This is a genomic window from Trichocoleus sp. FACHB-46 (assembly GCF_014695385.1).
In the GTDB taxonomy this organism is placed as follows: Bacteria; Cyanobacteriota; Cyanobacteriia; order FACHB-46; family FACHB-46; genus Trichocoleus.
The window spans coordinates 70,654-86,676 of sequence record NZ_JACJOD010000033.1; the positions used below are offsets into that span (position 1 = coordinate 70,654).

Sequence of the window (16,023 nt, forward strand, 5' to 3'; positions counted from 1 at the left end):
AGTTCCCCTAGTAGGCGATCGCCCCACGAATAATTTGCCAAAGCTCCTTCTGTTTCCTTCGATCTGTGTTGCCTCTATACAACACCCATCTATTTTCAGAGCCGAGATACTTGAGGAGAAGAAAGTCGTCGTCAGATGACCCCAGAAAAATTCTCCAAGCAGCTTGGCTAGGAAATTTACGGAATCGATACCCCTTTTGCACCAAAGCCTGGCGGATTGCAGTAGCTTGCCTTGATATCAGAACTGCCACCGATTCTTTAGCTGGACGAGCGGAGGCTAACATAGGCACACCTCAGTTTTATTTAGAAACGTTATTTTTATAACGTTATCACAATCAAATAATTGTGATTGTACAACAGCTCTCATTGACAACCTCCGAACAGACCTTAGTGGGCCAGTTCCGCACATTTTGCGGCTGTAGGCTGCTCGCGTAGGACTTGCAAGAAGCAACATAAATCTTTATCGCTTAACCGTCCAAGCGATCGCACCCGGAATTTTTTATACAAAAACTCTTTTTGCTGATCACTGCCCCAGCCAATCCGCTGGTACTGAGCTTGGATTTGGGAAATAACTTCGCTTAAGTCCAGTGTTTCTGGAGGGATCGGAGAGTTGGCTTGCTCTGCCTCGGCCAAAGAAGCCTGAATTAGAGCTGACACGTCTTCTTCAGCAGGTAAGTAGCGCAAAGGTGGTACACCCCAATGAGGGTTGGCTTCAAGCATTGAAAGCACTTCATCACACCAACCAGCACTCCACCAATTATCCAGGTGCTTCAGCAGCGTCACTTGATCGCCTTCGTCATGCATTGCCCCCAGCACAGCAACTCGGCTAGCAAAGACTTGTTCTGACGTTCGCGGCAAATAGACATCCAAAGGCATTTGCATAAATTCGCGCTCTGGAATAATGCGATCGCCAATGATGACAACCCGACAATCGCGCTTACCATCCCACATCCAGGACACTGAAGCTCCCAATAGCGATCGGGCTTCCTCAAACCGTCCTAAAAATTCTGGTGTGGGCTCTTTGCCTACAGGTTTAGCAACAGCAGGCTCTGGGCGAGACTCATGACGGTCTTTCCACTCCAGCGCTTGCTTCCAATAGGGCATGGGTCGAGCCCCTAGGTAATTTTCAAACCTGGGAACCCCAATGTACTGGCCCCCGTTACGACCAGCTTTAAGTTTCTTGCCCTCAATGTAAGCGTCCATACCACGCCCAACCATGTCATCAACGCTGACGCCTGCTTCAATCTGCTTATCCCAAACACGAGCTGCAATTTCAGAAAATCCTTCGTCCGCGCCCACTTCATCACAAAATTCGCAATACCTTTCCCACGCCTTCCAAAACTCTTCAGCAAAATACTGGGGTATGTAGGGCTCAGATTCTAGCAATTCTGTTTTTTTCGAGCTTCTGCACGGGCGGGCGGAAGAATTGTCATTGGCAGTTTGTGTTGCCTTGGACAAGGGGGGCTTCTTTAAATCTTGAGGTGGAGCTGTTGATGCCAAACTTACTTCCTGTTCCTCTTGAGTTTTCACCCCTACTAAATTTTTTTCCGTGCGCGCGTCATTAGTCTCCTGTGTAGTCTTTGAGTAGTCTATTGGTTGTATAGATAGCTGTGCCTGATCGGCACTACTTGCTGTTCCTTGAGGGTTCTTCTTGTTGTGCCGTTTAGTCACTTCCATAAGTGCCGTTTGGTCACTTATGGATTTTTCAATGGTTTTAGCCTCTTCCGGACTCGTTCTGGCCCGTTTTAGCGCATTGCGGAGGATTGTAATTTTTTCTTTGAGACCTGGATCTGCAATGCCGTGTTTGAGTAGGGCTGCATCTTCAGCTAGGAGCGATCGCAAGTGTTCTTTAATCCGCATGGCGGGAATCCACATTTCCCAGGCGGTGTCTAAAGCTTCTTGAATTAAGCGATATTCCAGCCGGCGAGGAATGCCGATAAAGCGGTCTTCAATCAGACCTCGTTCTTTGAGTAGCTTGCGAGCTACCCGTTGTTCTTTGGGTGAAAGTTCCGTTTCTAATTCCCACTCTTCTTGGGTTTTATAGATCCAACCGTCTGGCTTGCGTTCCTTGCCTGTCCAGTAGCAGAGCTGGCCGAGAAAAGTAGTGGCGTTGTGGCTGCCAGTGATGGGGACTAGATCTGGATAGAACTGGATTGAATTCCCAATCCCTTCTAGGAGTTGGCTGATTTTCATGTCCGTGCTCCAGTGGGGGGAACCCTAAACTGAAGCCACATTTCCCGACCAGTGTGAGGCCGGGATTTGTAGTTTTCTGTGGTTTGAGGCATAATTTAGATAAGTAATTTTGAATTGCCCTCGCCGATCGCTCGGTGGGGGTATTTTTTTGGAGTGGCCAACTCCAAAAGTTAGATGTGAACCGTAGCATGCTTGGCTTTAGCAAGCTGTCTTTCTGCAATAGCTCGTCTGATTGCTTCGTTAATTTCTTTAGCAGCTGCAACATCGGCTCGACGGTCATCGATCGCTCGCATGACATCAGCCTCAGGAACCCCTGTAGTCCGACTGAGCCTTTGAATGCTTTGCCGGTTTGGTTGCCGACTGGTGTTAAACCACATTGAGAGCTGAACACTGTTAAAGCCCGTCAGCTCTGCCAGCAGTGAGATATTTCCCTCCCTTAAGTGTTGGTAGCTTATCTGCACATAGTGCATAAAACTTTAAACGTTAAGATGATCACATTTATCGAATCATATTATCAGTTTGACTAAATAGGCTAGCATCACACTAAATTTAAATAAGTTTGTAGCGTCAAGCACTCATAGAGTGGGAAGCCTTCAATATGCTAAAAGTGTTATGTTGTTAACGAAAGCGGAAAAAAGGTAATACTATTGAGTTAGTGAGACTACTGGGAAGAGTATGGTTGCTGCTGTGCGTCAAAAATCATTAAATGATCGTCGTTTTGCAAGGCAATCATATGGAAAGCCTAAGTCGGATCTGACGCTCTTTGGCATAGCTCTGCGACGAACGTTTGACAATTTCCCTGAATTACTGGCAGTTAATATCTCTGCTGCGGTTCGAGCCAGCAAGATCGGTAAAATCAGCTCAAGCCAGATATCAGGATTTAAAAACGGTAACCAAAACTTAAGGGCAACTAGCGTCCAAGACATTATTATCGGATTGCGAGAGGAACACCCTGAGGCGTTTGAGTATTACCTCTCAACCTTGATGACGCTTTTACGGAACTGGGAACCTACTGACAATAGTGACCAAAATGAGGCCATCATGCCAGACTATGAAAGCCTGGTTGATTTTATTAAAGCTTGGATGGAGCGTGAAGGGGTCTCGCAGGAAGAGCTAGAGAAGCGAACCAAAAAAGAAGGACTCTCAGCTAAAGCTCTGCGCGAAATTTTGGCAGGCCGTGAAATTAATACTGATAAGGAGCTAGCTCCTTTGTCTAGAGTTCTGAGAGATCCGGACGGCAAAATCTACGACTCAGATGTGTGGAATGCTCTTTGTGGAGACTTGCCACCAGATTTCTCAGACGAATCAGAAGAACCCAATGGACATACCGTTGGGTAAAAACCGGAGTTAATTAGTCGTCGCTAATTTCTATTCCATAGGTCAATCGGCACCAGCGCCCTAGAAACTTTACAACCTCAATAGTCTGGGCACGAAATCTGTGCTCCTCTGTTTGCCAGGTACCCTCTTTGTTGGCCCAGCTTTTAGCTGTGTAGCAGGCATCGGTCAGTTTGCCTTGCTGCTGCAAATCCCGATTTAAATCGGCCAAAATTTGCTTGTCCCAAAGATCGTTTAGGTCCTTGCCTTGAATCGAAAAGGCCTTTCGTCCGCTAGTTTTGATAACTTCTTGGCTAGCGCAAAGCAGGATGTTGGTTTTGAAATCGACAACTCCACAGCTTACGCCGCTATCGAGAATGCGTTTAGCAATGTCACCGTCAGACAATGTTAAATTTGCTACTTGTATCATCTTTCTAGAAGAGTATCCTGTGACTCGCCACGGTGGGCAAAAAATTTCTCCATTCAGGCACAGTATGACCCACTGAGCTAGCCCAAGCATCAGCACTTTGTCCGAAATTTCTCTGCGTTTCTCCCACAAATTCTGAACGGTGTCTGGGTGAAAACAAGAAAAGCACAGAGCTGTTTCTCCACGGTAAATGCCTCGGTATGTGAATAGTGGCTCTTTATACAGAGAGATGAATGATTGGAGGACAAGTTCCTCAATTTGTAAGTGCATACCCTTTGTTAAGCAACGAAATACCGCTCAGTATCTGTGGGAAGAAACCTCTATTGTTGTTAGCTGACACACCTAGAGCCTGAAACCTTCGAGTCTGGGTACAACCGCTGCTCAAAGGTTTTGCTCGGATTATAAGATTAACAATAACGTTTTCAAAATGATATTTTTAGAAAAAACGCTTTCTGATTCACAGCCTATTCCTGAAAAGAAGGCTTGGAATTTCCTCGTGAGCAAATTCTGATAGATACTTGGCAACGGGGGGTGGACGGCAATCTCAACCCCCGTTGTTGTTGTTTACCAACGCAAAGTGGTCTTGCGATGGCTAGCCCTAGTTTGTCGTAAGCCAGTTTGCGTAACTGTGCTTACGATTGATGAGTCTAGCAAATTCAAATGGTGGGTCTACTCTCCGTCAACTCCGTCTTCGCCAAAAGCTTACGCAAAGGAAGCTGGGGCAATTGCTTGGCGTTACAGATACGACTGTTCGTAATTGGGAAAAAGGAAGGGAGGAGCCGAAGCTAACATTTCGACAAATAAAAAAATTGTGTCAAGTGTTGGAATGCACTTTAGATGACTTGCCCGATCAGGTGGACCTTAGGAAAGAAACCGGTTCTTAATCCTGATAGTCACTAAAGCGCTATCGTGAGTCCCTCCACTCACTTATCAAAACTGTACAACTTGATTTACCTTTTTAGAGTAACGTTATAAAAATAACGTTTTTAGCTAATTTAGCTTATGGCTGTTCAGGGAAAGGAGTCTATTATCGATCCGCTCTGTAGAAGCAATCTCAGTAAGAAGGGGCTTTGTGACTACGTCATCAATGTAGCGACCGGATGCATTCATGGTTGTAAATTTTGCTATGTCACCTCAACCCCAACAATTCGCATGAGGGAAAAAGTACTTCGCGATCGCGGGGTAGCGGACCCACAAATGGATTGGGGACAGTACTTATTTGTAAGAGAAGGCATTCCTGAAATTTTGGACCAAAAGCTGAGTCGCAAGCGGAGCTGGGACGAGACGGCGGCAGGCAAAGGTGTAGTGCTACTCTGCTCAACGACCGACCCTTACCAAAATCGCCAGTGTGCCCAGGTCACACGCGAAGCCGTTAAGGTGCTTTTGAAGTACGACAAGCGCGTACGTATTTTGACTCGCTCACCCCTTTGGGTGAATGACCTAGATATCCTAGTCCATCCCAATGTCACAGTTGGCATGTCATTGCCCCATCTCAGTGACGAACTCAGCCGACAAATCGAACCCGGTGCCCCTTTCCCTAGCGATCGCCTGAAAGCTCTGACAAGGGGGCAGAGAGCTGGCTGTCGATTGTTTATTGCGATGGCCCCCACTCCACCCATGATGGAGAGTTCTGACTTCAATGATCATCTAGAGCAGCTCGCGCTACTAAACCCAGAGATCATTTTTTGGGAGCCGATCAATGCTCGTGGGACAAATGGGAAACGAATGCTAGCAGCGGGGCTAGAGTGGGCTAAGTCTGTAATGACTCAAAAGTCATGGGCCAGTCGGTTTGTGGAGCAGTGGGACATGCTAGAAGCTGCCGCCGATGCCACTCAATTGCGCGATCGCCTGCACATTTGGCCTGACCCAGAACTGAAAGGTTATGTAGAACAGTCTCGATTTGATTATTGGTGGAATCGACCAACGGTGGAAACGTGGCCAGTTTTACAGAAAACAGCTTAAAACCTACCGGAAGGCACGAACCTGGCTCTTGTGAATCCAACCATCGCCACACGCACTTGTAGAGTACCAGTCGCCACGAGGTTCAACGTAGACCGGAACGACTTGCATGTTCTTGAGTGTGCACTTGATTGAACCCCCTGGGGAGGAACGCACATTAGAAGGTGGAGCGAAGACCAGCATGTAGCCTGTGTCTTCTTTATTTTCGTCAATATGTCTTGCAGAACAAACAACACTGATCATGTTGCGAGTTGCTTGAGACTGAGGCTTATAAGTTTGACCATCTACTGCCCAAGTGCCTAAGCCACAGTGAGCACCAGTTTTAATCTGTTCGCCCCCAAGATAGTAGGTGAAGGCTGCTCCCCAACTCATGCCTCGTCCGTTGCGCTGAATTGAGTTGGTGTCGAGCTTGATCGACTGCCCGCCAGAAGCTGTTCCTAAATTGAGCATTTCAGCTTGAGCGGATTGACCAACTGCGAGCGACAGACAAGTAAGTGCTGCTAGACCAGAGATTTTAAAAGCCTTCACCTATGACCTCCAAGAGTGGTGATTTATAAGACTTATAATTCCCTGTGAAAACTTTAAATCGCGACTGCATTAACGGTTAACCGCGATTTAGTTGGTGGAATTGTTGCGATCGCCTGATCCGGGAACTGTTTTCTGCTCAACCCACTTAGCTAAGCTTCCCAGAGCACCAGCTAAGGTTTCGCACATTGCGGTGCAGTTAGAGGTATTGGGGGTGTCACGATTGAGGGTTGCATACCAAAGTCTAGATTCCTCAAGGTAAAAAACCTTCAGCTCTAAGCGACCTGACTTTTCAGCCTCCTGCCACTCTTCCTGGGTCCAGCCGTCCAATCCTTCGATAATAATTTTAGAAGTTTGCCTCTCTAGCTCAAAATTTATAAAGTTCCATCGAGGCTCTTCTTGAGGATCGGGGCTGAATTCGGTTGGAATACCGAAGATTGTAAGAGGTAGACGTTGCTCCTCAAGCAATTGTCTGTATGGTTCCACTAACGATTCATACCGTCGAGAAACCACGATTTTGGTGACGTGCTTTGGGTTTTTGGTAAGGGCGTGAAGGCCACCATTAAACTTGCCGTAACTTAAAGCCTCACCAATTTCATATTCCAACGTGTCGAACCGTCTATGGCACCGATACCATTGGTCTTCCAACCGTCGCCAGCACTTCCTGGTGTCTGCAAACTCCAGTTCTTGATTGTCTGGCTTAGCATCGAATTGGCCATGTAAATGGCACACGTAGCTTTCAGTCAGAACTAATCCTGACATTGGTCTATTGCAAAGGGGGCAGGTGATTTCTGGGCCAAAGAAGGGATAACTGGCTGTGGTGACCATTAATCTTGCTGATTTAGCTTATAACGATAATATAATTACGAAAATGCAAAAAGAATAACGTTTCTATTGACGAACTGGTTAAATCGAAAGAGAGACCGGGGCTGAGTTTGCCTTGGTCTTTTTTGCTTTCTACTCTTTGTAGGTAAACATGGCAGCAAAAAATTCAGGTGGTTTTGGGTCTTCAGCGATCGCTCCTGCGGACGACAGTACTTCTACACTCAATGCAATTCCCCTAACGGATTTGAATATTGAGGAGATTGAACTACACGACTTGGGCAATACTTTGCCCGTTGGTATCATCTGTGGAGATGAGTGCCTCAAAGACTTCACCCTCAATCCGTACAGTGCTGATTACGAAATTGCCTTGGGTCGGTTGGTTGAGTCAAATACGGATCGTGAAGGCAATCTTAAAGATCCAGTTAAAGTCATTAAGGAGTTTCTACCCTACGTCATCAATACGATCGGCGGGCAGCCAATCAAAGATTTAGCGAAGAACTTGTCTACATCAACTTCTCGGTTGATTGAAGGCATGTACTGGGGGGACGTGACCACGTTGTTTCTCGCCTTGCGCCTACAAGCTCAAGGTTTTGAAATTGCGATGGCTGCTAAGTGTCCCAAGTGCGGAACGCTAGCGGAGGATAACCCTAAAAAAGGACGGAGTTATCACGACCTAAGCTCAGTGACAATCAAAGTCATTCGGGATTTGACCCAAAAACCTTTGATTGAACTGACCTTACCTGAGGGCTTTAAGGTTTTTGATGATACTGTAACCCGCCTCTGGCTGGAGCCACTCAAACTTTACCAGTTCGATCGCCTGCTCAAATCGACGAGTGGTAATCCTAAGGATTTAGACCAAATTTATCAAATGGTTGTAGGGATTCCAGACTCTGAAGCCTACCGGAATGTTCGGGGACAAGTTTTTGACGAGAGTATTTATCGAGCCCTTTGTACCAGCCCCAGTGGGCGGGTTAGCCCCAACAAAAATGCTTTGTACAAAGCAGTTAACAAAATTCAGCCTGGGCCAGCGATGTGGATAGAAATGGATTGCGTGAATCCAATGTGCAAAAACGCATGGGAGCAGCCCTTACCTTGGTTATCCTTTCGCGAATTTTTGTATTTCTCTGCTGATTCCGACGACTGAAGCTGAACGGCGGCAGAACGAGGAACGGTTGCGGGATGAAGCGTTTTTCCTCACTGTTGGCGAGCAAGCGCCGTTTAAAAGTGTCAGTGAGGTTTATGCGCTTACACCAAAAGAACGCGAAGCCTGGGTCACCAAACTCAGTGATCTGTACAAAACTCAGAAGGAAGAAATGGAGAAGATGAATCGAAAGTCTAAACGTAAGTAGTCTGACCAACCCATTCAGTTCTGATTGCCCAACCCTATGACACAACAATTGGTAAAGGTTGTACCTCGAAGGAACTGGCTGTTGGAGGCGATCGCCCCCTATGCCAGGGATGCCGTAGTGCAAACTCAAGAGCCTCGCGAGATTGAGCTAGTTTTGACTTTCGAAAAGCCCAGACACGTACGGGTTAGAACTATCGTTTCCAATGAAAATGGCCACGTTGTTTTTGATGGCAATGACTTAAAGAGCATAGAGCCAGAAGAGTTTAAACTGCCCCCTTCCGATCTGGAGATTCGCATCAATACGGCGCTAGAAGAAATTCAACGTTGGTATGACAATCTGGCTCCAGTCATTGCTATGAACACCTATACAACGCTCAAATTTGTCTTTTCTCGAGCCCGATTGACTGGGCTCCGTGCGGAGTTGCATGCAGCCGCTGCAAAGCCCAAAGGCCAAGCGTCAGGTAGTCGTTGGTGATTCAGTTCTGGGAAGTTATAAATTACAAGCGGCTAATTCAAAAAGCTGCCCCTGAGTAACGTGTCTGAGTCTCCTCCTAAGCTCACCGATAAACAGAAGCGATTTTGCCAGGAGTATCTCGTTGATTTTGATTCGACAGAGGCATACAAGCGTGCTGGCTATGTCATCAAGAGCGATCGCGAGGCTGCGTCGGATGCGGAAAATCTTCTAAGAAATCCTAAGATCCAAGCGTATCTCTCTCTTTTAAAGGCGGAAACCTTAGGTCTGACTGAGCGTCAAAGGAGTTTTTGCAATGCTTATTTAACTCATTTCAATGCCACGCGAGCTTACAAGGAAGCTGGATATACTGCCAAAAATGACAATGTTGCAGCTGCTAGTGCTAGTGCTCTACTTAAGAGACCTCAAGTTATAGAGTATTTACGCACTAAATCTGTGGAAGCAGCGGAGCGAGTTGAATTGACATTAGATTATGTACTTCGCAAAGTAAAGGATCGACTTGAGGTAAGAATTACTGATGTCGCAGACATAGGGCGACATGGAGATCTCACAATCAAAGATCTCAACAAGGTTCCGAAAGAAGCTGTGGCGGCGATCGCTGAGATCTCCTCAACTTTTACTGAGGAAGGTCCGAAGCTTAAGCTAAAGATGAAAGACGATGGTCTCGCCCTACGCTTAGCAGCTAAATATACTGGGCTGACAGATGACTGGAATTCTTTCCTCAGAATTGCTGGCAAATATGGCTATACAGTCCGAAAAACCGATTCGGGCTACGAATTGCTGGACACTTACACTGCGCCTCAAATCACAGATGATGCGGCTGAATTAGGTGCTGCAAAGGAAGATTGATGCGCGATCGCAGTAGTTGCTCAAAAAATCTTAACTTCTATGGAGAAATGAGAAGTTTGTTAATACAGTGCTACTTAACGAGCATTAAGTATAAAAATATACTTAATGCTCGTTAAGTAGGAAATAGCTGTGTTAGCAGGTGAATGTTTACTCTCGCAAGCTGGGCATTTGTATCGAGTCATAGAGGCTGCCGATGACGTGGTCTCGATGACGAGGGCCAACGGTTTTACAGTTCTTGCCTTTAAGAGTTCTTCTGTTCAAACTCTTTTCCGTCCTTGTGCTTGTTCTGAAGCTGAGGACTCATTGAATGAATACCTACCTATCGGGGTTAATCAGCCTTGTACTACCTTCTAACTCCAGCAAATTTGCTTCAGTACTTGGGTAGGAGCGATCGCTCCTACCGAATATCCAAACTTTGAACAAGTAGCCCTGAAGACACTCGCGACCCGCCCGGAGTCCGTCCACCTGGACCGTCTTTGACTGGAGGTGTGACTCCTGCAACAGCGGGTAGAGCAACTAGGGTAATGAGCATCACCAGAAAAACAGAACGTAGCATAAAGCACCCTAAAACCTGATGCTTCAAGATTAAGAATTCTGGGCATTCAATGCCTCAGATGCAGTACGGAATCGTGACTTTGTGTTTTGGCTGAGCCTCAGCAATCACGCTATTAGGGGAAATGTGGAGTGATGATGCTGGCTCTTTGCCTTGCCTTTGTCTTTAGAATCGGTATTTCTGTCAACACCCCCAATCAGTTAGCCCAAAATCCGAAAGGTTCGCAGTATCAACGCTCGTCAGTTTTGTGTCACGGAGCGATCGCTAGCTTGCTGCTGCAAAGGGTAGGTAATGGGAACAGATGGGCACTTTAGAGCAAGGCGATCGCTCTTCGGTTGTTTAACCCTTGAGTATGTGTATGAATTTATACCCAACTGGGTAGTCTAAAGAAAAACCGTAATTGCTCTATGAACCTTGATGAGTTTGAGGTCCAGGTAAAAGATGCGCTTGAAGTTGGACTCAACCGACTCCAAACGGTCACGCTTTTAGTTGTAAACCTAGAGCAACAGCTCGAATCAACCCGACAAAGCCTGCAAGAGCTAACTCAAGTTATTGATAACTTCATTACTGCCGAAAAGCATAAACGAGACCAAGACCAGAACTGAGCCTCTCTTGATAGCGAGAAGACTATCCAGCACAAACTTTTTCAATCGCCGCGATTAGCTCTTTTGGGTGGCTCGGCTTGACAAAATAACCTTGTACTCCCAATTGCAGTACTTGTTGACGCTCGGTTCGAAAGGCGGATGCCGTAAGCACGATGACAGGCAAATGCTGAAACTCTATATTCTGTCGCAGTCCTTCTAGTAATTGGTAGCCACTGATGTTGGGTAACTTCAAGTCTAGTAAAACCACATGCGGCTGAAACTGAGCCAGAGTTGAGAAAAAGCTGCTGCCCTCTGCCAAACTCAGCACTTGGTAGCCTTGATGAGTGAGGTAGTCATCCATTAGCAATCGATTAGAGTCATCATCCTCAACTACCAAGACTCTTATTGCTGGGCTCGGTTCAGAAATCGGAGCATCTGTCATGTCAATGCTTATAGGTGCGGGGTAGAGCTAAGCTCTGGAGTCAGAATCACAGCGTTTGAGCTTTCACATGTCGCATACTTTACATGTGATCTTTACATAGCTCAGTGATCAGAACCCCAAAGTGCGATCGCCCTTCCAACTTTTCCCCATTGGGGAACGCAACCTCATCAATGAACCGCTGCTCATCCCTGCTAGTGGTCTAGAATTTGTACATCGCCTGAAACGCAATGCTTGCCGCAATGAGGACGAGTGGGAGCTTTGGGGTTTCTTGACTGCTGCTTTCGCGATCGCGCGATTGAGGCAGATGTTGGCTTCATGAGGAGGCTGAGTAACAGTTCGGGGCAACTGTTGCCAAAAACTTTTTTTTGGACACCCAAGTGGCTTTGATCAATCTGCTACACCCAAATTGTTATACAGCGTGAATAAAAGAGTGCGGGGTGGGGGAATCGAACCCCCAAGCATCGATCCTGGTAAGGAACCTCTTCCATAACTCACGTTGCTCTCAGCGCATTTGGGTAGTCACCAGACCTCCGCAGCAATGCTACCCCGCATGAACCGACAATCGTATAGATAACAGGTGCAATCATAAGTTTCTCCTTGATATTTATCAGGAACGGAGACAATTCATGCACTGTTGAGCAACCCTTGAGTACTTCTAGAAGCACCCGTATCACCAAGGTTTTGGGAGGGCTTGAGCACCAGCCCCCACCTAATTTGGTAATTATACCAGGCAAGAACCTGAGCGATCGCTGTGCTCAAGCGCAAGCAGCGATCGCCTATTAAAGTAGAAAATAACTTTCCGATCTGAGAGATTCAAGTCCTAGGGAGTGAATGGATGGCAGAGGAGCAACAGCTAGCTTTATTGAAGCGGGAAGTAGAGGCTTGGAATAGGTGGAGGGATGAACATCCCTCTCTAAGACCAGATCTAAATAGAGCCGACTTGAGCACTCTAGACTTAAGCGAAGCGAACTTAAGTGGAGTCGATCTGATCGGAGCAACCCTAGGTAGGGCTAAATTTCGGCAAGGTACATGTATTAGCAACACAAGTCTTGTCGGAGCAAACCTGATTGGTGCTGACTTGAGTGGGGCGGATCTAGCATGGGTAGATCTCACTGGAGCTAAGCTCACCGGAGCAAACCTCAAGGTAACAGCCATTCTCAAGGCCAATTTCAGTGGAGCAGATTTGCGAGGAACAAACCTCAGAGATGCAGATTTAAGTCGAAATCGTCATGAGGTAGTCAATTTGGCAGGAGCGAATCTCAGTGGGTTGGATCTCAGTGGCACAGAGATCCTGAGTCGAGCACAGCTGACAAACGTCAACCTTAGTGGAGCCAATTTAGCTAGAGCAGACGTTAGCGAGAAATCAATTGACTACGCAATTCTGATAGGTGCTAACTTGCAAGGGGCCAATCTAAGTAGAGCTAGCTTGAAAGGTGCTGACCTCAGGGGTGCCAACCTTAAGGGGGCAAGTCTTGTCGAGGTAGATCTTAGCGGTGCTGACCTCAGGGGTGCTGACTTCTCTGGAGCAGATCTTAGGACGCGGTACCACGACAACTTTTTAAGCGGTGCCAATCTCAATGGCACAAATCTGAGTGGAGCAGATCTTAGGGGATTAAGGTTGGAAGGCATAAATTTTCAAGGGGCAATTCTTACAGGAACCAAGATGCCCGATGGTAGCACTCATGATTAGCAAGGCTCAGAAAAAGCGATCGCGCCAGTTGTTCAGAATCCAGACATCTTCTGGTATGGTTCTAAGGTTAGGGCGTGATTGGGCACCTTACAGATAAGGCGATCGCACGACTAAGGGGGCAAAGACTTGGTAGCGCGATCGCCCCTCCAACTTTTCCCCAATTGGGGAACGCAGCCAAGTGAGTGACCTGCTGAGCGATCGCCACACGTCCCAAGTTACACATCCCAAATTAGGACAACTGACCGACGAAGATGAGTGGGAGGCTTGGGGCTTTTTGTCTGCTGCTGAGCGATCGCGTGGTTGCGACAGCTACTAGTAAGCTATTAAGCAAGTAGACGTCATCCGTCTCATGCATCACTCCATCGAATCAGCCTCTACAGTAACTTGCCAGTCAGCCTCCACTTTTTGAACCTGGAGACTAGGAATCACCTTAAGTAGCTCAATCAGCTTTAAGTCCGGGCAAACGCTTCGCATCGCAACTCGGATGGGTTGCATATAATAGTCGCAAAACTTTTGGCTCAATTGCCCAATCGATACAGAATTTTGCGGATTATTTGCTACTAAACTTTTAGCTATTGCTATCAAAGCGACCTCCAAGTCATTGACTGATTGAATGGGAGGGAATGAGCTTGCTTGGTGTTCTGAGATCTTTTGATCTCGATCGAGTTGATTTTCTCTAGTACCCCCAACTTGCAACGGCTCAGATAAACGCCTTTCGGCTTCCGAGCGTTGCTTGATTCTGCAATGAAGCGGAATGCTCTGAGATTGCTGCAACGCAGGAGCTACTACCTGAAAAAGAGCGACATAAAACTCTTGAGGGATTGGAGTGCCATAGATGGAAAAGCGTTTGCTACTTTTGATCAAACTCCGTAAACCGTCGCGACAACCTTGAGCGTTTGCCACAGTTTCCGGTAGCACGCCATACTTCTCACAAAATAGCTCGCTGAGTCTAGTCACTTTAATCCAAGGGTTGCCGTTCTTTTGACATTCAAAGACTGTGAAGTTTTCCAGCTCTTCGATCAGCTGTTGTAACGATAAAGACGAGGACGGATCTTGATGAGACTCATCCATGCTGTTGAATTACACCAAATCGCAAGGTTAGTGATCCATAGCTACAGAGGCATGGTTGAGCATTTCCAGATGCTTTCAGTGCGGTTTCCTCCCATCACCAAACCCGATCGCCCTATCGAGCACTCAGCTCAAAATCAGAAATTTTCTGACTCTCAAAGCTTGGTCTGGGTCTTGTGTCACCAGAGCGATCGCCCCTTCAGCTTTTCCCCAATTTGGGAACGCAGCCAAGTGAGTAAACTGCTGAGCGCCCCTACCAGCTGTCCAGAATCGGACATTTGCTTAGGTGGTTTTGGTTTTGAGGAGCGATCGCCCTTCAGCTCTGGCTTGATCAACTTGAAACAACTCGTTAGTCTCTAGACAATGTTTGGCAGCAGTAACGATGAATCCAGAAGACATCGAAGCAATTGAAAGGCGGTTAGGCTATATCTTCAAAGACAAAAGCCTACTCCTTCGAGCACTCACTCGCAAGGCTGCGGCTAAAGAGCAAAGTGAGCAAGGGCAATCATGTGAGGACCAAGAAGTCTTTCGTACTCTTGGAGATGCAATCCTCAAGGCGATTCTGACCGACCTTCTGATTGAGAACGGTTGTACAACTCGTGGAAGCATTACTCAAAAAAAGCAGACATTAGAAGATGAAAAAACTTTAGGCGAAATGCTTCGCACAATGGGTATTGCTCCAATCGTAGGAATTGGTGAGCGAATCATTGGAGTTCATGAGACTACCTATGCTCTGGCAGAGACCTTTGAAGCTTTAGTTGCTGCTGTTTACAAAGATGGGGGCTATGACGTAATTACAGCTTTAGTCACTAAGTGGTTTAGTAACCTCATTAATTAAAGCCAACTAGTTCTCACCTCCAGTATTCGTCCTTGTCATCGTCATCATCTTCATCCTCGTCATTTACCCAACTCCACTGTCTAGCACTGTAACCATAGCCATAAACTCGGTTTGCGATTTCATCGGCTTCATCACTCCGCTCTCGTTCGACCTTTGGATAGTCCAAGGGATTAGCCGAGCGCACCAAGACAGAAACGATTTCAGGTCGAAACTGTAGTGCTTGGAGATAGGCTTTCTCAGCAGTTGTCTCATCTAGCGGTAGTTCAGACGAGAGTGTGGTGGTATGACTACCAAAGCGTTTTGTACTGACAACCGCCACAATTTCCTGGTCCTTTAGCTCCAAAGAAACACTATCCGGATCAATTCCAACCTCAGGGTAGGCAAGGAAGGAGCGGAGCATAAAAATAACGCTGAATTAGAACTGCCTCGGTTCTAACAGCTCTGCACAGCATCTGACCACAGGGGATCGCCTGCTCAACTTTTGAATTGGCTTTTTTTAACCCAAACCCCACTTACACGGGATCAAAGCCTAAAAAGCCCAATTCAAACCAATTCAAAAATCCGACCGCCCGCTCTACTAAGCATCCCAGCACCTAACTCACTCACGAAAACCACCCCACCCAGCACTAAGATCGGCAATTCAAGGGATCTTCATGGGGCCATAAGGGCACCTTAGGAGTAAGGCGATCGTACGGCTAAGGAGGCAAAGACTTGGTGGCGCGATCGCCCCCTCTTGCCCCTCCACCTCTACCACCAAAACCAACCGCCCTACCCAACCAAGCACTCAGCCCAAAATCAGAAGTTTTCTGAATCTCAAATCTTGGCCTGGGATTTGTGTCAGTAGCGCGATCGCCACACACCATACATTGGAACAACTGACCAACGAAGATGAGTGGGAGTCTTGGGGTTTCTTGGCTGCGGCTGAGCGGTCGCACGG

Annotated in this window: 25 protein-coding genes; 14 read left to right on the plus strand and 11 right to left on the minus strand. The window is 46.9% G+C overall.

Features of this window, described 5'->3' with window-relative positions; translation table 11 throughout:
* Nucleotides 1–7 precede the first annotated feature (7 nt).
* From H6F72_RS21350 to H6F72_RS21360, 3 genes are all read right to left on the minus strand, one after another.
* Nucleotides 8–283: a hypothetical protein gene (locus H6F72_RS21350; RefSeq protein WP_190440509.1), complete on the minus strand. Its 276-nt coding sequence runs from the start codon at nt 281–283 to the stop codon at nt 8–10.
* 103 nt (nt 284–386) lie between these two features.
* On the minus strand, nt 387–2,192 hold the full coding sequence (locus H6F72_RS21355; RefSeq protein ID WP_190440513.1) for a hypothetical protein: 1,806 nt from the start codon (nt 2,190–2,192) through the stop codon (nt 387–389).
* Nucleotides 2,193–2,362: 170 nt separating this feature from the next.
* Nucleotides 2,363–2,662: a hypothetical protein gene (locus H6F72_RS21360; RefSeq protein ID WP_190440516.1), complete on the minus strand. Its 300-nt coding sequence runs from the start codon at nt 2,660–2,662 to the stop codon at nt 2,363–2,365.
* A 205-nt stretch (nt 2,663–2,867) separates the two neighbouring features.
* Here H6F72_RS21360 and H6F72_RS21365 point away from each other — a divergent pair, with 205 nt between their 5' ends.
* A complete protein-coding gene (locus H6F72_RS21365) occupies nt 2,868–3,530 on the plus strand; it encodes a helix-turn-helix transcriptional regulator (protein ID WP_190440519.1) in 663 nt (220 codons plus the stop codon).
* A gap of 13 nt (nt 3,531–3,543) precedes the next feature.
* Here H6F72_RS21365 and H6F72_RS21370 read toward each other — a convergent pair whose 3' ends face one another.
* Nucleotides 3,544–3,912: a hypothetical protein gene (locus H6F72_RS21370; protein WP_190440521.1), complete on the minus strand. Its 369-nt coding sequence runs from the start codon at nt 3,910–3,912 to the stop codon at nt 3,544–3,546.
* Nucleotides 3,913–4,574: 662 nt separating this feature from the next.
* Here H6F72_RS21370 and H6F72_RS21375 point away from each other — a divergent pair.
* Both H6F72_RS21375 and H6F72_RS21380 read left to right on the plus strand, forming a co-directional pair.
* Complete coding sequence (locus H6F72_RS21375; RefSeq protein WP_190440524.1) at nt 4,575–4,817, plus strand: helix-turn-helix transcriptional regulator; 243 nt, start codon at nt 4,575–4,577, stop codon at nt 4,815–4,817.
* Between the two features lie 118 nt (nt 4,818–4,935).
* On the plus strand, nt 4,936–5,895 hold the full coding sequence (locus H6F72_RS21380) for a radical SAM protein (RefSeq protein WP_190440528.1): 960 nt from the start codon (nt 4,936–4,938) through the stop codon (nt 5,893–5,895).
* A 3-nt stretch (nt 5,896–5,898) separates the two neighbouring features.
* On the opposite strand, the gene H6F72_RS21385 is transcribed toward H6F72_RS21380, so the two are convergent.
* Together H6F72_RS21385 and H6F72_RS21390 are read right to left on the minus strand one after the other, a co-directional pair.
* Complete coding sequence (locus tag H6F72_RS21385; RefSeq protein WP_190440530.1) at nt 5,899–6,420, minus strand: hypothetical protein; 522 nt, start codon at nt 6,418–6,420, stop codon at nt 5,899–5,901.
* An 87-nt stretch (nt 6,421–6,507) separates the two neighbouring features.
* Nucleotides 6,508–7,245 carry a TIGR02652 family protein gene (locus H6F72_RS21390; protein ID WP_190440533.1) on the minus strand — a complete coding sequence of 246 codons (738 nt, stop codon included), beginning with the start codon at nt 7,243–7,245 and terminating at the stop codon, nt 6,508–6,510.
* 148 nt (nt 7,246–7,393) lie between these two features.
* Between H6F72_RS21390 and H6F72_RS21395 the strand changes: the two genes are divergently transcribed.
* The 4 genes from H6F72_RS21395 to H6F72_RS21410 are packed head-to-tail and all read left to right on the plus strand — an operon-like array spanning nt 7,394 to nt 9,911.
* Nucleotides 7,394–8,386, plus strand: coding sequence for a hypothetical protein (locus H6F72_RS21395; protein ID WP_190440536.1), 993 nt, complete (start codon nt 7,394–7,396; stop codon nt 8,384–8,386).
* Nucleotides 8,387–8,414: 28 nt separating this feature from the next.
* On the plus strand, nt 8,415–8,591 hold the full coding sequence (locus H6F72_RS21400) for a hypothetical protein (RefSeq protein WP_190440540.1): 177 nt from the start codon (nt 8,415–8,417) through the stop codon (nt 8,589–8,591).
* A gap of 36 nt (nt 8,592–8,627) precedes the next feature.
* Nucleotides 8,628–9,065 (plus strand): hypothetical protein, encoded by a 438-nt coding sequence (locus H6F72_RS21405; protein WP_190440543.1) that lies wholly within the window; start codon nt 8,628–8,630, stop codon nt 9,063–9,065.
* Nucleotides 9,066–9,125: 60 nt separating this feature from the next.
* The gene (locus tag H6F72_RS21410) at nt 9,126–9,911 is read left to right on the plus strand and encodes a terminase small subunit (protein ID WP_190440546.1); all 786 of its coding nucleotides are present in this window, start codon (nt 9,126–9,128) and stop codon (nt 9,909–9,911) included.
* Nucleotides 9,912–10,308: 397 nt separating this feature from the next.
* On the opposite strand, the gene H6F72_RS21415 is transcribed toward H6F72_RS21410, so the two are convergent.
* Nucleotides 10,309–10,467, minus strand: coding sequence for a hypothetical protein (locus H6F72_RS21415; protein WP_190440547.1), 159 nt, complete (start codon nt 10,465–10,467; stop codon nt 10,309–10,311).
* Between the two features lie 404 nt (nt 10,468–10,871).
* On the opposite strand from H6F72_RS21415, the gene H6F72_RS21420 reads away from it, so the two are divergent.
* Nucleotides 10,872–11,069 (plus strand): hypothetical protein, encoded by a 198-nt coding sequence (locus H6F72_RS21420; protein WP_190440548.1) that lies wholly within the window; start codon nt 10,872–10,874, stop codon nt 11,067–11,069.
* A gap of 22 nt (nt 11,070–11,091) precedes the next feature.
* Here H6F72_RS21420 and H6F72_RS21425 read toward each other — a convergent pair whose 3' ends face one another.
* Nucleotides 11,092–11,490, minus strand: coding sequence for a PleD family two-component system response regulator (locus H6F72_RS21425; protein ID WP_190440550.1), 399 nt, complete (start codon nt 11,488–11,490; stop codon nt 11,092–11,094).
* Between the two features lie 121 nt (nt 11,491–11,611).
* Between H6F72_RS21425 and H6F72_RS21430 the strand changes: the two genes are divergently transcribed.
* The 4 genes from H6F72_RS21430 to H6F72_RS21445 all read left to right on the plus strand — a co-directional run bounded on the left by H6F72_RS21430 (nt 11,612) and on the right by H6F72_RS21445 (nt 13,496).
* A complete protein-coding gene (locus H6F72_RS21430) occupies nt 11,612–11,809 on the plus strand; it encodes a hypothetical protein (RefSeq protein WP_190440552.1) in 198 nt (65 codons plus the stop codon).
* Between the two features lie 326 nt (nt 11,810–12,135).
* Nucleotides 12,136–12,273 (plus strand): hypothetical protein, encoded by a 138-nt coding sequence (locus H6F72_RS21435; RefSeq protein WP_190440554.1) that lies wholly within the window; start codon nt 12,136–12,138, stop codon nt 12,271–12,273.
* Between the two features lie 52 nt (nt 12,274–12,325).
* The gene (locus tag H6F72_RS21440) at nt 12,326–13,180 is read left to right on the plus strand and encodes a pentapeptide repeat-containing protein (RefSeq protein ID WP_190440556.1); all 855 of its coding nucleotides are present in this window, start codon (nt 12,326–12,328) and stop codon (nt 13,178–13,180) included.
* Between the two features lie 178 nt (nt 13,181–13,358).
* The gene (locus H6F72_RS21445) at nt 13,359–13,496 is read left to right on the plus strand and encodes a hypothetical protein (protein WP_190440558.1); all 138 of its coding nucleotides are present in this window, start codon (nt 13,359–13,361) and stop codon (nt 13,494–13,496) included.
* A 38-nt stretch (nt 13,497–13,534) separates the two neighbouring features.
* On the opposite strand, the gene H6F72_RS21450 is transcribed toward H6F72_RS21445, so the two are convergent.
* Nucleotides 13,535–14,251 carry a hypothetical protein gene (locus H6F72_RS21450; RefSeq protein ID WP_190440563.1) on the minus strand — a complete coding sequence of 239 codons (717 nt, stop codon included), beginning with the start codon at nt 14,249–14,251 and terminating at the stop codon, nt 13,535–13,537.
* Between the two features lie 69 nt (nt 14,252–14,320).
* Here H6F72_RS21450 and H6F72_RS21455 point away from each other — a divergent pair, with 69 nt between their 5' ends.
* Together H6F72_RS21455 and H6F72_RS21460 are read left to right on the plus strand one after the other, a co-directional pair.
* Nucleotides 14,321–14,608: a hypothetical protein gene (locus H6F72_RS21455; RefSeq protein WP_206755455.1), complete on the plus strand. Its 288-nt coding sequence runs from the start codon at nt 14,321–14,323 to the stop codon at nt 14,606–14,608.
* 22 nt (nt 14,609–14,630) lie between these two features.
* Nucleotides 14,631–15,086 carry a ribonuclease III domain-containing protein gene (locus H6F72_RS21460; RefSeq protein WP_190440569.1) on the plus strand — a complete coding sequence of 152 codons (456 nt, stop codon included), beginning with the start codon at nt 14,631–14,633 and terminating at the stop codon, nt 15,084–15,086.
* A 13-nt stretch (nt 15,087–15,099) separates the two neighbouring features.
* On the opposite strand, the gene H6F72_RS21465 is transcribed toward H6F72_RS21460, so the two are convergent.
* Nucleotides 15,100–15,486, minus strand: a complete 387-nt coding sequence (locus H6F72_RS21465; RefSeq protein WP_190440573.1) for a hypothetical protein — start codon at nt 15,484–15,486, stop codon at nt 15,100–15,102.
* A gap of 295 nt (nt 15,487–15,781) precedes the next feature.
* A complete protein-coding gene (locus H6F72_RS21470) occupies nt 15,782–16,021 on the minus strand; it encodes a hypothetical protein (RefSeq protein ID WP_190440576.1) in 240 nt (79 codons plus the stop codon).
* Between the last annotated feature and the right edge of the window lie 2 nt (nt 16,022–16,023).